Genomic DNA, 14020 nt, shown 5'->3' on the forward strand with positions numbered 1-14020 from the left:
GGAACTATGCGGTGAGAACTATGCGGTGAGGCCCCCGCGGACCACCAGGCGCGGTTCGACCAGGACGTACGCGGACTCCTCCGTCGAGTCGCGCTGGTCACGCCTCAGCACGACGCCGCCCGTGGGGCCCATCAGCAGGTCCAGCACCCCGGCCGCGACCTGCTCCGGGAGCTGCTCCACGCTGCTGATGCCCAAGGCCTCGGCGGCCGGCGTGTTGTCGAACCCGACCACGGGCAGGTCCGGCCGGCCGAGCGCCGTGGCCGCCAGGTGCGCGCCGATCGCCAGGGAGTCGCTGACGCACACGACGGCGTCGACGGCGGGGTCGGCCGCGAGCGCCGCCCCGGTCAGCTCGCGGGCCAGGCCGACGCTCTCCTCGGTGTGCCAGCGGGGGCCGGCGGACCCGGCGTCGGTCATCGCCTCGCTCCAGCCGCGGGCGCGGTCGTCGCCGGTCCCCGAGCCCTCGGGCCAGCCGAGGAACGCGATCTTGGGGCCTGCCTGGTCGAGCAGGTGACGCGTGGCGGCGCGGGTACCGGCGGCGCCGTCGACGTCGGCCCAGGAGTGTTGGCCGGCGCCGTCGCCGGCCCCGTCGCCGGTGCCGGCGCCGCCAGACCGCCAGGGGCGGCCGAACGAGACGAACGGGACGCCGCGCTCGTGGAGCCAGGTGGTGCGCGTGTCCTCGTGGGACGTGCCGGTCAGGACGACGGCGTCGATCTCGCCGCCGTCGACGAGGTCGCCGATGCGCTCGATCTCCTCGGCCGGCGTGCGCGCGGCGTAGAGCAGGATGCGCATGCCGCGCTCGCTGGCACGCTCGGTCAGGGCGTGGACGAAGCGGTCGAGCACCACGCCGGAGATGCCGCCCGCGTACGGGTCGAGCCGCACGCCGATGGTCGAGCTGCGCCGGGTACGCAGGCGGCGCGCGGCGGCGTGCGGGCGGTAGCCGAGCTCGGCGATCGCCAGCTCCACGCGCTCGCGGGTGGGCGCGCGCACGATGTCCGGCGTGTTCAGGACGTTGGAGACGGTCTGGCGGGAGACGCCCGCGGCGCGGGCGACGTCCTCCACGGTGGGGGCCTTGGTCATCGCGCTCCCCTTCCGTTCGCCCTGGGCCTTGGTCTGCTCGTGAGAGGTGTGTTCGTGAGTGGTGGGTCCGTGAGTGGTGTGTTCGTGAGACCGCCTGCCGTCGTGAGGCGGCGTGCCTCTGTGAATATCCGGAACGTGATGTCCGGAACGTCATCCTAGGTGCGTCGTCCGCGGGGTCGTCCACCTTGACACCGCACCCGAGCGCTCCATAACCTCCTGCACAGCATAATTTGATCGTTCAAACTCTGCACCACGTCACCACCACGTGCCTCATCAAGGGAGAAGAGACATGACACGGCCCATCTCGCGGAAGCTCGTCGGAGCGGGCGCCCTGCTCGTCGCCGGCGCGCTCACGCTCACCGCCTGCGGCGGCTCCGGCTTCGAGGACACCGCCGCGGAGCCGACGGCGGGCGCCGCGGAGCTGACCAGCTCCGACGACGCGCTCTCGATCCTCATCGGCTCGTCCGGCGACGCAGAGACCGACGCGGTGACCGACGCCGTCGCGGCGTGGTCCGAGGAGTCCGGCGTCGAGGCCGAGGTCCAGGTCGCCAGCGACCTGCCCCAGCAGCTCTCGCAGGGCTTCGCGGCCGGCTCGCCGCCGGACCTGTTCTACCTGGCGCCCGAGGCGATCGCCGGCTACGCCGACAACGGCTCGCTCCAGGCGTACGGCGACCTGCTGGCGAACAAGGACGACTTCTACCCGTCGCTCGTGGAGAACTTCACGGTCGACGACACGTTCTACTGCGCGCCCAAGGACTTCTCGACGCTCGGCCTGGTGATCAACACCCAGCTCTGGGCGGACGCCGGCCTGACCGACGCCGACCTCCCCACCACCTGGGACGAGCTGGCCACAGTGGCCGAGAAGCTGACCACCGACGACCAGGTCGGCCTCTCGTTCGGCGCGGAGTACCAGCGTGTGGGCACCTTCATGGCCCAGGCCGGCGGCGGCCTCGTGGTCGACGGCGAGCCGGTCGCCAACAGCGAGGGCAGCGTCGAGGGCCTGACCTACGTGCAGTCCCACCTGAAGGACGGCACGTTCGCGTACGCCGCAGACCTCGGAGCCGGCTGGGGCGGCGAGGCCCTCGGCAAGGGGCTGGCCGCCATGGTCATCGAGGGCAACTGGGTCACCGGTGCGCTGACGAACGACTTCCCCGACGTCGAGTACAAGGTCGCCGAGCTGCCCGCCGGGCCTGCCGGCCAGGGCACGCTGCAGTTCACCAACTGCTGGGGCATGGCTGCCGACAGCCCCAACCAGAAGGCCGCGCTGAGCCTGGTGGAGCACCTGACGAGCACCGAGCAGCAGCTTGCGTTCTCGGAGGCGTTCGGCCCGATGCCGTCCTCTCAGTCGGCGGCCGCCGACTGGACCAGCGCCAACCCGGACCTCACCGCGTTCCTCGACGGGGCCGCGTACGCGCAGTTCCCGCCGAACTGGGCCGGCGCGACCGACGTCATCACCGACCTCAACGCGCAGCTCGAGTCGCTGGAGTCGGGTGACCCGCAGGCGATCCTCGACACAGCGCAGTCGAACCTCGAAGCGATCGCCGAGTAGGCACAGATGTCCGTCCTCGCGTCGCCGCGTGACGCCGCGCCGCGCCGTGCCGGGTCCCCTCGCGGGATCCGGCACGGCGAGGCCGTGGCCGGCTGGCTCTTCACCCTGCCCGTGCTCGTGATCCTGGGCGTGTTCCTGCTCGTCCCGGTCCTGATGGCGCTCTGGGTCAGCTTCTCGGACTGGTCCGGGCGCGGCAGCCCGCTGTCGTCCGGCGTCGGCTTCGTGGGGCTGGACAACTACGCGGCCGTCACCACGGGCGGCGGCCTCGCCGAGCGCGACTTCGGCGTCGCGCTGCGCAACAACGCCTGGTACGTGCTGCTGGTCGTGCCGCTGCAGACCGCCCTGGCCCTGTTCCTGGCGGTCCTGGTCAACCGTGCGGTGCTGCGGGGCCGCGACGTGTTCCGCACCGCGTTCTACTTCCCGTCCGTCACGAGCTCGGTGGCCATCACGGTGCTGTGGCTGTTCCTCTTCTCGACGTCGGGCGTGGTCAACACGGTCCTCGCCCGGGTCGGCATCGCCGGGCCCAACTGGTTCAACGAGCCGAGCGGCGTGCTGCACAACCTGCTGGCCGCGCTCGGTGTGCAGAGCGGCCCCGACGCGCTGACCCAGCACGGTTTTCTCGGTGTGACCTGGTGGGACTGGCTGGCCGGGCCGTCGGTGGCCATGTCGGCGTTCGTGCTCATGGCGATCTTCACGACCAGCGGCACGTTCATGCTGCTGTTCATCGCCGGCCTGCAGAACATCACCCCCGAGGTCGAGGAGGCCGCGATGGTCGACGGCGCGAACGCCTGGCAACGGTTCTGGCGCATCACGCTCCCCCAGCTCAAGCCGACTCTCTTCACCGTGCTGACCCTGGGCCTGATCGGCTGCTGGCAGGTCTTCGACCAGATCTACACCGGCACGCAGGGCGGCCCCGGCAAGACGACGCTGACGCCCGCCTACCTCAGCTACCAGTCGGCCTTCCTGTCCCAGGAGTGGGGCCAGGGCGCGGCGATCGCGTTCATCCTGTTCGTCATCATCGTGCTGCTGACCATCCTGCAGCGCTGGGTCCTGCGCGAGAGTCCCGACGTGCCGCGGCGGGCCCGACGCCGGCGCCGTGCGGCCGCGGCTCCCTCCGCCATCACCTCCTCGACGACGGAGGACGCCCGATGAGTCGCGTCTCCCGCCGTCCGCCGCTCCGCACGCGACACCGCATGCCGCGCAAGGCGCTCGCCTGGCAGCTCGGCCTCTACGCCCTGCTCGTCCTGCTGGCGCTCGTCTACGTCTACCCGTTCCTGGTCCAGCTCGCGACATCGGTCAAGACCGAGGCGGACGCCGCGGCCGACCCGGTCTCGCTGGTCCCCGACCCGCTGACCTGGGCCGCCTACGGCCGACTGTTCCTGCGCTCCGACTTCCCGGTGTGGTTCGCCAACTCCGCCGTCGTCACGATCCTCGTGACCGCGGGGCGCGTGTTCTTCGACTCCCTGGCGGGCTACGCGCTGGCCCGCCTGAACTTCCGCGGACGCGGTGTGGTCTACGCGGCGCTGGTCGCCGTCATGGCCGTACCGACCGTCGTGCTGCTGATCCCCAAGTTCCTGGTCATCAACCAGCTCGGCATCTACGACTCGTACGCGGGCATGGTGCTGCCGCTGCTGGTGGACGCCGCGGGCGTCTTCATCATGAAGAACTTCTTCGAGTCAGTCCCCAGGTCGGTCGAGGAGCAGGCGCGCATCGACGGGGCCGGCACGTTCCGGATCTTCTGGTCCGTGGTGCTGCCCATGGCCCGGCCCGCGCTGGTGACCATCGTGATCCTGTCGTTCCAGGGCTCCTGGAACGAGCTGAGCCACTTCATCGTCGCCGCCCAGTCCCCCGAGCTGACGACCCTCACCAAGGGCGTCGCGTCGCTGGCGAGCGGCCAGCTCAGCCAGGGCAGCCAGTACCCGATCAAGCTCGCCGCCGCGGCGATCATGACCATCCCCGTGGCGGTCGTGTTCTTCGTGTTCCAGCGACGCATCATGAACACCAGCGAAGGAGCCGTCAAGGAATGACGACGAGCATGACGCCCACCACCCCGCCCCTGCAGCCGCTGCTCAGCGACGCCGTCATCGCCCTGCGCGCCCCGACCCAGGTCTGGTCCGGCCGGGACGGCGACCTGGGCGCCGCGCCGATCGACGGCGTCTACCACGGCGACGTCCGGCACGTGCGCGAGCTGGTGCTGGAGTGCGCCGAGTCGAACGTCGAGTACATCTCGGTCGCCCCGGACAGCGCCTCGCACGTCGTGTTCGGCGGCCTCCTGCGCGGGTCGGACGACGCGACGCCCGACCCGAAGGTCCGACTCGCGCGCGACCGGCGGGTCGCCGACGGTGTGCTCGCCGAGAGCTGGACCGTCGCCTCGCACCTGACCGAGCCGACGCGCGTGACGCTGCGGCTGCGCCTGCGGCCGGACTTCGCGACCCTGCACGAGGTGAAGGCGGGGATCGCGGGGATCGCGGGGCGGACCGGGTCGGACGGCGACGCGCTCGCCGTCACGGTCGCACCGGGTGCGGCGACGGCGCGCTCCGGCAACACCTCCTTCACGCTGAGCGCCGACCGCGCGACGGTGACCTCCGGCCCGGACGGCGCGATTGAGGCCGTCTGGTCGCTCGACGTGCCGGCCCGCGGGCAGGCGGAGGCGGCCTGGTCGCTCGCGCTGCACGACGACACGATGGTCGTCCGGGGTGCGGACGGCGTCTGGCCCGGCACGGCCCGGATCGCCGTCCCCGAGGATGCCGACCCCCGCCTCGGCCGCTGGCTCGACACCGCGCTCGACGACCTCGACGCCCTGCGGCTGACCCTGCCCGGCCACCCCGACGACGAGTTCTTCGCCGCCGGCGCGCCCTGGTTCTTCACGCTGTTCGGCCGGGACGCGATCTGGGCCGCCCGGCTCGCGCTCCCGCTCGACGTCCGGATCGCGGCCTCCACGCTGCGCGTCCTGGCACGCCTGCAGGGCACCGCCCACGACGTCGAGACCGCCCAGGAGCCCGGCAAGATCCTGCATGAGCTGCGCGCCACGCCGCTCGAGATCCCCGGCGAGGGCGTCGTCCTGCCGCCGCTCTACTACGGCAGCGTCGACTCGACGCCGCTCTGGGTGTGCCTGCTCGCCGACGCCTGGCGCGCCGGCATGCCCGACGACGAGGTGGCCGCCCTGCTGCCCACGCTGCGCGGCGCACTGACCTGGCTGCTGGAGCACGGCGACAGCGACGACGACGGGTTCATCGACTACATCGACCGGTCCGGGCGCGGGCTGGCCAACCAGGGCTGGAAGGACTCCGGTGACTCCATCCAGTGGCGCGACGGCGCCCTCGCCGACGGCCCGATCGCGCTCTGCGAGGTCCAGGGCTACGCGTACGAGGCGGCGCTCGCGGGCGCCGAGCTGCTGGAGGCGTTCGGTTCGGCCGGGGGTGCGGCGGTGTCCGAGCCTGCGGCGTCCGGACCGGCAGCGTCGGGCAACCCGCCGTCGGACGGCCTGAACCCGGCCGGGTTGCGTGCCTGGGCCGCGGACCTGCGCACCCGGTTCGCGGCGTCGTACTGGGTCGAGACGCCGGAGGGCCGGTACCCGGCCGTGGCGCTGGACCGGGACAAGCGTCCGGTCGACACGCTGACCAGCAACATCGGTCACCTGCTCGGCACCGGCATCCTCGACCCGGCCGAGGAGGAGCACGTCGCAGGCCTGCTGCTCGGCCCGACGATGTCGACCGGGTTCGGCATCCGCACCATGTCGAGCGGAGCGGCGGGGTTCTGGCCGCTGTCGTACCACGGGGGCAGCGTCTGGACGCACGACACCGCCATCGCGGTGCACGGCATGCACCGCGCGGGCCTCGCCGACCAGGCGGAGCGTGCCGTGGTCGGGCTGCTCGCCGCGGCCGAGGGCTTCGCCTACCGCGTCCCGGAGCTGCACGGGGGCGACCCCGCGACGCGCGCCGGCGTGCCCACGCCGTACCCGGCGGCCTGCCGCCCGCAGGCGTGGTCTGCGGCGGCGGCGATCACGTGCCTGGCGGTATCGGGCGCGCGAGCGGACGTCGTCGCCGTCTGACGCGGACCGCCCGAAGGTCCGCCGCGGGGGTCGCGCGGCGGACCTGTCCCGTGCTCCGGGATGCCAAAGGTAATCTTTCGTCATGAACCGGGTGACCCTGCAGGACGTGGCGGATCACGCCGGGGTCTCGATGAAGACCGTGTCCAACGTGGTGCGCGGCTACCAGCACGTGAGCCCGCAGATGCGCGAGCGCGTGCAGGCCGCGATCGACGAGCTCGGCTACCGGCCCAACCGCACCGGCCGCAGCCTCGCGACGGGGCGGTCGAGCATGCTCGGGCTCGCCTTCCCGGACCTGCGGCGGCCGTACTTCGCGGAGCTCGCGCACGTCTTCGCCCGCGTCGCCGAGGCGCGCGGCTACCGGCTCCTGCTCGCGGAGACGGGTGCGACGGCGGACGGCGAGCGCTCCGTGCTGCGCGACCCCGAGGCCGGGATCATGGACGGGATGGTGCTCCAGCCGCAGGTCCTGACCGCCCGGGACCTGGACGACCAACGGCACGGCCTGCCCATCGTCTTCCTCGGCGAGGACCCGCAGCCCGCCGGCGCGGACCAGGTGGCGATCGACAACGTCGCCGCCGCCCGCGACGCCGTCGGGCACCTGGTGCGCTCGGGACGACGCCGCATCGGGTTCCTCGGCCACGAGACCGACCGGATCTCGTGGACCTCCACGCTGCGGATCGAGGGCTACCGCGCCGCGCTCGCCGAGGCGGGCCTGCCCGCCGACCCGTCGCTGCTCGTCGCGCGGCGGCAGGACGGCGACGCCCGCGACGCCGAGGAGGCCCTCGGCGCCGCCCTGGACGCCGGGCTGGACCTGGACGGCCTGCTGTGCCGCGACGACCTCGCCGCGATCGGCGCCCTGCGCGCCCTGCGCCGGCACGGCCTCGACGTCCCGGGCGACGTCGCCGTGATCGGCTGGGACGCCATCGAGCTGGGCGCGAGCACCGCGCCCAGCCTGACGTCGGTCGCGCCCGACACCCGGGCGCTCGCGGAGCAGGCCCTCGACCTGCTGCTGGAACGCCTGGAGGGCTACGCGGGCCCGGGCCGCCACGTCACGGTGGGCCACAGGATCGAGTTCCGCGAGAGCGCCCCGGAGCTGATGCGGTAGGCACGAGGCGCCCCCTGGCCCGGCGGCCGCCAGGTCGGCAGCCTGCTCACGCAGGTCGGCAGCCTCAGCCAGGTCGGCACTCTCCTGCCCAGAACGGCAGTCTCCTCAGCCGGGTCGGCAGTTTCCTCAGCCAGGTCGGCAGTCCCCTGATCCAAGTCGGCAGTCTGCATCGAGATCGGTCCAGGCCTGTGCCGACCTCGATGCCAACTGCCGACGCCGATGCGGCCTGCCGACGTCGCACCCCACCTGAAGCCCACGTCCGGAGGGCTCGGCAGTTGGTTGGCACCGCAGCCGCTCGGAGTTCACCGTGGCTGGACAGTCCGGCTCAGCCAGAACACGCGGGGCGCAACCGGACGGAGTTCAGCCCAGCCGACACCCCTCGCCTGTCCTCACATTGCCTCCAGCCGGTCCGACATATCGCCCACACCGCACAGCACACACCAGTCAGCCCGTACTCACCGGCCCGCACCGGTCGGCCGGCGCGAGACGGTCCCGCCCGAGACGCCCGCCCGGGAATCCTGCGTCGGGACGCCCGCCCACGACGACCGCCCTCAGGGGCGTGTCGGGTCCACCGCCGCGAGCTGCTCGACGAGCGCCGACCGGACCGACTCCGGCAGGTCGACGGCGGACAGCTCCGCGAGCTTCTCGGCCACCGTGTGCGTGCCGCTGACGACGTCCCAGGCCTCGAGCTTCTCCGGGTTGCCCGACTGCGCGCTCTCCAGGATCACGCGCGCCGCCTCGGTCCGGTCGGAGCCGATGCGCAGCGGGCCGCCCGCCACCTCGACCACGATCTCCGCCGTCGGCGGCGCTGAGACCTTGACACTCCACCGGCCGTCGACGCCGTCCACCCCGACCACGGCTCCGTTCACCGTCACCGGCCCCTCCGGGAGCCCGGCCAGGAACGTCACCGTCCACTCCCGGTGCGCGGGCACCGCCGTCGTATCACCGCGCACCGGCTCGATCCGGAGCTCGCCGCGCTCGCGGTCCCACCGCAGCACGGTCGTCGCGGCGGGACCGGCACCGCCGGTCGGTACACCGTTGACCGAGGCAAGGCCGCCCACCGACGCCACGCCGTCCACCGACGCGGCGTCATCCGCTGCGGCGCCGTCCTCGGCGTCCTCCGCCAGCACGAACTCCCCCGACGCCCCCGGCGCCACGAGCACCTGCAGCGCCTCGGGGTTACGCGTCGCGTCGAGGTCGGGGCCGGCGTCGAGCGGCAGGATGCCGCCCTCGCGGAGCAGCGCCGGGACCGACCCCAGGGTCCGGTGCATCTCGACGGTGCGTCCGCCCTGGTAGACGGCGTCGGTGAAGATGTCGGTCCACAGCCCTTCGGGCAGCCAGACCCGCACGCTCCCCCGCAGTGACGCGGCGTCGCGCGGCGAGGTGATCGGCGCGACCACGAGCTCGCTGCCGAAGGCGTACTGGTTGGGCGCGCGGTACGCCTCGCCGCGCCGCGGCTCCAGGTGGTACATCGGCCGGACCAACGGCACCCCGGCGGCGGCGCGGTGGTTCATGGTGTGCAGGTAGGGCACCATCCGGTGCCGGAACCGCAGCGCGTCGTCCATCGCGGCCCGGTGCTCCGGCGGGAAGACCCACGGCTCCTTGCGGATGAACGGGTTGTTCGCCGAGTGCAGCCGCATGATCGGCGAGAAGACGCCGAACTGCACCCAGCGGGTCGCGAGCTCGTCGTCGCGCACGCCGCGGGTGTGCCCGCCGATGTCGTGGCTCCACCAGCCGTAGCCGATGTTGGCGGCGGTGGCGGTGAACTCCGGCTGGAAGGCCAGCGACTCCCACGAGACCACGGCGTCGCCGGAGAAGCCGACCGCGTACCGGTGGCTGCCGGGTCCGGCGTACCGGGAGAACGTCATGCCCGGCTTGCCGTCGCGGGCGGCGTCGAGGTGGTGGAAGTGGTTCAGCACCCACAGCGGGTCCACGCCCGCCATCCCCGAGGTGCGTCCCTGCTGCCAGTCGATCCACCAGAAGTCGACGCCCTGCTCCTCCAGCGGGTGGTGCAGCTCCCGGAAGTACGCCTGGAGGAACGCCGGATCGGTCGGGTCGAACGGGATGGGCTGCTCGGTGTCCGGGTCCACGCCCAGGGCGCGGGCCATCGCGGGGTAGGCGTCCTCGAAGGCGCGGACGCCGTCGGCCGGGTGCAGGTTGAGCGTGGTGCGCAGCCCGCGCTCGTGCAGCGCGCCGAGGAACGCGGCGGGGTCGGGGAAGAGCGTGGGCTCCCAGGAGTAGCCGGTCCAGCTGCTGCCGAACCGCTCCGGCACGGAGTCCACGCGGTGCCAGTCCATGTCGATCACGGCGACGGAGAACGGGATCCGCTCGGCCGCGAACCGGTCCATGAGCGCCAGGTACGACTCGTCGCTGTACGGGTGGTACCGGCTCCACCAGTTGCCGAGCGCCCAGCGCGGCAGCCGCATCGGGTGCCCGGAGACGCGGTAGAGGTCGCGGACGGCGTCGGCATACTCGCGGCCGAACGCGAACACGTACAGGTCCTGCCGGCCGGGAACGCGCGAGCCCACCCAGCCGTCGTCCTCGAACAGGAACGACGCCGAGTCGTCGACCACGCCGATGCCGTCGCGCGACACGATGCCGGGCTCCAGGTCGGCGCGGCCGTCGACGTCGTCCAGCGTGCGGGCCGTGCCGCCCAGGTCCCACGTGGGCTCGCCGTACCGCCAGCGCCCCGAGTCGCGTCCCAGGATCTCGACCACGAGACCGCTCGCCGAGAACGCTCCGCCGTCGTACCGCAGCCGGGCGCGCGCCGTGGTGAGCACCACGCCCTCGCCGACCCGCTCGACGGCGAAGTCGGCGGGCGGCAGGTCGCGCCGGATCGCGAACGTGGAGGCGCGGTCCTCGAACCCGCCGTCCGCCGAGCGCTCGATCCGGAAGACGCCGTCGCTCAGCACGGTGATGCGCCAGCCGGCGCCGTGCACCTGCTGCTCGCTGCGCGCGCGGGGCGCCGCCTCCGGCAGGGGCCGGACGACGGACAGGCTGTCGACGATCTCTGACATGGAACTCCTCAGTGCTTGTCTCAACTCAGTGCTTGACGGCGCCCTGCGTCACGCCGCTGATCACCCAGCGCTGCGCGAACAGGTACACGATGATCGTCGGCGCCATCGCCATGAGGTACGACGCGAAGGCGACGTTGTAGTTGGTGCCGAACTGGCTCTGGAAGATGTTCTGCACCACGGGCAGGGTCTGCAGCGTGGGGTCGGACATGATGAGCGACGGCATCATGAAGTCGTTCCAGGACGCCAGGAAAGCGAAGATACCGACCGTCGCATTCATGGGCCCGAGCAGCGGCAGGATGATCCGCCAGAAGATCTGCCACGTGCTCGCGCCGTCGATGCGCGCGCTCTCCTCCAGCTCGATCGGGATGGAGCGCAGGTAGGCGGTGTAGAGCAGCACGCTGAACGAGAGCTGGAACATCGCGTGCAGGATCCCCACGCCCAGCGGGTTGTCCAGGCCGGTGAGCGCCGTGAGCTGGATCTGCGGCAGCGCGACGACGGGGAACGGCAGGAACAGCGCCGCGAGCAGGTAGATCATCGACCACCGGAAGAACCGGTGCGACCAGTTCCGGGCGATGGCGTACGCCGCCAGCGAGCTGAGGAACAGCGTGAGCAGCACGGCGATCGCCGCCACGGCCAGCGAGATGCCGAACGAGACCGGGAACCGCGTGAGCGACCAGGCCTCGGCGAAGCTCGCGGGGTTGAACGGCGCGGGCAGCGAGAACGCGTTGCCGTCGGCCGACTGGGCGCTGGTCTTGAACGCCATCGACAGCGTCACGTACAGCGGCACGAAGACCGTGAGCGTCGCGAGGCCGAGCAGGATCGTGAGCGGCCAGTTGGTGCGGTGCACGCGGCCCACGTGGGCCGGGCGAGCGAGTCGGGCGGACGGGCGCGGGCCGGCCGCGCGGGGTGCTTCGACGGTGGTCACAGCTGGACCGCCCTTCCACGGGTGGCGACGATCTGGGCGACGGAGATCAGCGCGGTGACGATCAGGAACACCGTGGCGTTGGCCATCTGGTAGGCGTAGTCGCCGCCGGTGAACCCGCCGAAGATCGTCATGGCGACGCTGCTCGTGGCCGTCCCGGGCCCGCCGCCGGTCAGGCCGACGATGACGTCGTACACGCCGAGGTAGCCCTTCACGCCGAGGATCGTGTTGATCAGGATGAAGCCCGCGATGAGCGGCACGGTGATGGACCGGAACTGCCGCCAGGGCGTGGCGCCGTCCAGGGCGCTCGCCTCGTAGAGGTCGTTCGGGATGGATGTCAGCCCGGCCGTGTAGACCAGCAGTGCGCCCGGGATCGTCTGCCACGCGGACACGATCACGATGGACAGCCAGGCCAGGTCCGGGTTGCCGAGGATGCTCTCCTCCAGCGGCCCGAAGCCCACCGCCGTCGCGAGGGCGGGCAGCGAGTTGGAGAACAGGAAGTTGAACACGTACGCCACGACGATCCCGGAGACGACCATCGGGATGACGAAGACCGTGCGCAGCGTGGTCGCGAACCGGATGCGGCGGGTGAGCGCCACGGCCAGCGCCAGCGCGACGGTCTGCGCGACGACGACGGTGACCAGCGCGAACCCGAGCGTGAACCCGTACGACTCGAGGATGCGCGGGTCGCTGAACAGCGCGGCGTAGTTGCGCAGGCCCAGGAACGACCAGTCACCGAAGCCCACGTAGTCGGTGAGGCTGTAGAAGATGCCGATCAGCGCGGGGACGATCACGAACGCCGTGAAGATCAGCAGCGTCGGGACCAGGAACACGTAGTACAGCGGCTCGACCCGCCGTCCGGTCGTTCGCCGGATGGTGCGGCGCCCCGTCGTCGTGCTCTGGTACATCGTTGTGTCAGTCATACCGTGGCCTCCCGTCCGGCGAGCCGGCGCCAGTCGGCGTCGAGCTGGCGGAGCATGCCCTGGAAGTTGCCGCTGCGGATCGCGGACTGCAGGTAGTTGCCGAGCGGGATCGACGTCGGCACGAACGTCCCGGCCCCCTGGTAGAAGGCGGCGCGGTCCACGTAGTCCTGGAGCCCGGCCAGCCGCTCGTCCTGCTGCGGCGGGGCGTCCTTGAGCGTCGAGTACGCGAGGTTGTCGCTGTTGTAGGCGTTGATGATGTCGGGCCGCATGAGGAACTCGACCAGCTCGCGCGCCTCGTCCTGGTGGGCCGACGCCGTCGGGATCCACAGGCCCAGGTCGATGTTGACCCGCGCCTGCCGGTCGTCGGGGTTCTCGGAGACGGGCAGCGCGAAGGTGCCGATCTCCAGGTCGGGGTCGACCAGCGCGATCTGGCTGAGCGCCCACGGACCCTGCAGGTACATGGCGGCCTCGCCCTTGCCGAAGGCGAGGTTGCCGTCGGCGTAGGCCCGCACCGCGTGGTCCTTGTTGAAGTACGACGAGATGGTCTTCGCGCGCTCCATCGGCACGGCGAAGTCCTTCTCGAAGGAGACCGCCGAGTCCGGCCCGACGTCTGTGCCCAGCTCCTTGAGCCGGCGGAAGAACTCGCCCGGAGCCACAAGGCTGCCCACGGAGTAGTCGAACAGGCCCTGCCAGAGCGTCCAGGTGTCGCGGTCGGTCGCGTAGATCGGCGTGATCCCGGCGCGGGTCAGCTCGTCGCAGACATCGACGAACTGCGACCACGTCTCCGGGACGGGCAGCTCCTGCTCCGCGAAGATCTTCTTGTTGTAGATGACGCCGGCGGCCGCCAGCGAGTAGGGCAGCACGCTGGTGCGGCCCGGGTAGGTGGCGTACTGGTCGGTGAGCTCGCCGATGTCGGTCCGGACCGTCCGCGCCGACGGCAGGTCGGAGAGGTCCCCGAGCACGCCGCGCTTGATGTAGCGGGCCAGCTCCAGGTTGTCGTTGAAGCAGCCGACGTCGGCGGGCTCGTTGCGCACGAACTGCGGCGCGATGGCGACGGTGCTGTCGTGCACCACGGTGAGGCCCGGCCGCTCCTTCTCGAACCGCCGCAGCAGCTCGTCGAAGTACGCGATGACCTCTTGCTTCTGCTCGTAGAAGCGCAGGGTGGCGCCCCCACCGGACCCCGCCGAGGCCGACGCGCACCCCGCCACGCCGAGCGCGACCAGTGCGGCCGAGCCGGTGAGAAAGGACCGTCGGCTCAGCGATGAGGGACGACCTGAACCTGGACTCACGCTGCATCTCCCATGCTCGAACTCCGTTGCTCGCTGCGACCGTCGGAATTTACAGCGCTGTAAATGATCCGTCAAACATCCGGCGGTTCG

At 71.8% G+C, this 14020-nt stretch carries 10 protein-coding genes; 5 read left to right on the plus strand and 5 right to left on the minus strand.

Annotation, left to right across the window (positions count from 1 at the left end):
* Positions 1-18: 18 nt before the first annotated feature.
* Positions 19-1077 (minus strand): LacI family DNA-binding transcriptional regulator, encoded by a 1059-nt coding sequence (locus tag ACIPN7_RS13975; RefSeq protein ID WP_400542849.1) that lies wholly within the window; start codon positions 1075-1077, stop codon positions 19-21.
* A gap of 289 nt (positions 1078-1366) precedes the next feature.
* Between ACIPN7_RS13975 and ACIPN7_RS13980 the strand changes: the two genes are divergently transcribed.
* The 5 genes from ACIPN7_RS13980 to ACIPN7_RS14000 all read left to right on the plus strand — a co-directional run bounded on the left by ACIPN7_RS13980 (position 1367) and on the right by ACIPN7_RS14000 (position 7779).
* Complete coding sequence (locus ACIPN7_RS13980; RefSeq protein WP_400542852.1) at positions 1367-2626, plus strand: extracellular solute-binding protein; 1260 nt, start codon at positions 1367-1369, stop codon at positions 2624-2626.
* A gap of 6 nt (positions 2627-2632) precedes the next feature.
* The gene (locus ACIPN7_RS13985) at positions 2633-3778 is read left to right on the plus strand and encodes a carbohydrate ABC transporter permease (protein WP_400542855.1); all 1146 of its coding nucleotides are present in this window, start codon (positions 2633-2635) and stop codon (positions 3776-3778) included.
* Positions 3775-4653, plus strand: a complete 879-nt coding sequence (locus ACIPN7_RS13990) for a carbohydrate ABC transporter permease (RefSeq protein ID WP_400542858.1) — start codon at positions 3775-3777, stop codon at positions 4651-4653. The genes ACIPN7_RS13985 and ACIPN7_RS13990 overlap by 4 nt, the downstream gene beginning before the upstream one ends.
* Positions 4650-6677 carry a glycogen debranching N-terminal domain-containing protein gene (locus tag ACIPN7_RS13995; protein WP_400542861.1) on the plus strand — a complete coding sequence of 676 codons (2028 nt, stop codon included), beginning with the start codon at positions 4650-4652 and terminating at the stop codon, positions 6675-6677. The genes ACIPN7_RS13990 and ACIPN7_RS13995 overlap by 4 nt, the downstream gene beginning before the upstream one ends.
* Before the next feature lie 82 nt (positions 6678-6759).
* Positions 6760-7779, plus strand: a complete 1020-nt coding sequence (locus ACIPN7_RS14000) for a LacI family DNA-binding transcriptional regulator (protein ID WP_400542864.1) — start codon at positions 6760-6762, stop codon at positions 7777-7779.
* 551 nt (positions 7780-8330) lie between these two features.
* Here ACIPN7_RS14000 and ACIPN7_RS14005 read toward each other — a convergent pair.
* The 4 genes from ACIPN7_RS14005 to ACIPN7_RS14020 form a co-directional block, all read right to left on the minus strand.
* Positions 8331-10796, minus strand: coding sequence for a TIM-barrel domain-containing protein (locus ACIPN7_RS14005; RefSeq protein ID WP_400542867.1), 2466 nt, complete (start codon positions 10794-10796; stop codon positions 8331-8333).
* A 25-nt stretch (positions 10797-10821) separates the two neighbouring features.
* The gene (locus ACIPN7_RS14010) at positions 10822-11652 is read right to left on the minus strand and encodes a carbohydrate ABC transporter permease (protein WP_400543264.1); all 831 of its coding nucleotides are present in this window, start codon (positions 11650-11652) and stop codon (positions 10822-10824) included.
* A gap of 65 nt (positions 11653-11717) precedes the next feature.
* On the minus strand, positions 11718-12641 hold the full coding sequence (locus tag ACIPN7_RS14015) for a carbohydrate ABC transporter permease (RefSeq protein ID WP_400542870.1): 924 nt from the start codon (positions 12639-12641) through the stop codon (positions 11718-11720).
* The gene (locus ACIPN7_RS14020; RefSeq protein ID WP_400542873.1) at positions 12638-13930 is read right to left on the minus strand and encodes an ABC transporter substrate-binding protein; all 1293 of its coding nucleotides are present in this window, start codon (positions 13928-13930) and stop codon (positions 12638-12640) included. The genes ACIPN7_RS14015 and ACIPN7_RS14020 overlap by 4 nt, the downstream gene beginning before the upstream one ends.
* Positions 13931-14020 lie beyond the last annotated feature (90 nt).

Origin of the sequence: Promicromonospora sp. NPDC090134, assembly GCF_044746965.1 — a bacterium.
In the GTDB taxonomy this organism is placed as follows: Bacteria; Actinomycetota; Actinomycetes; order Actinomycetales; family Cellulomonadaceae; genus Promicromonospora.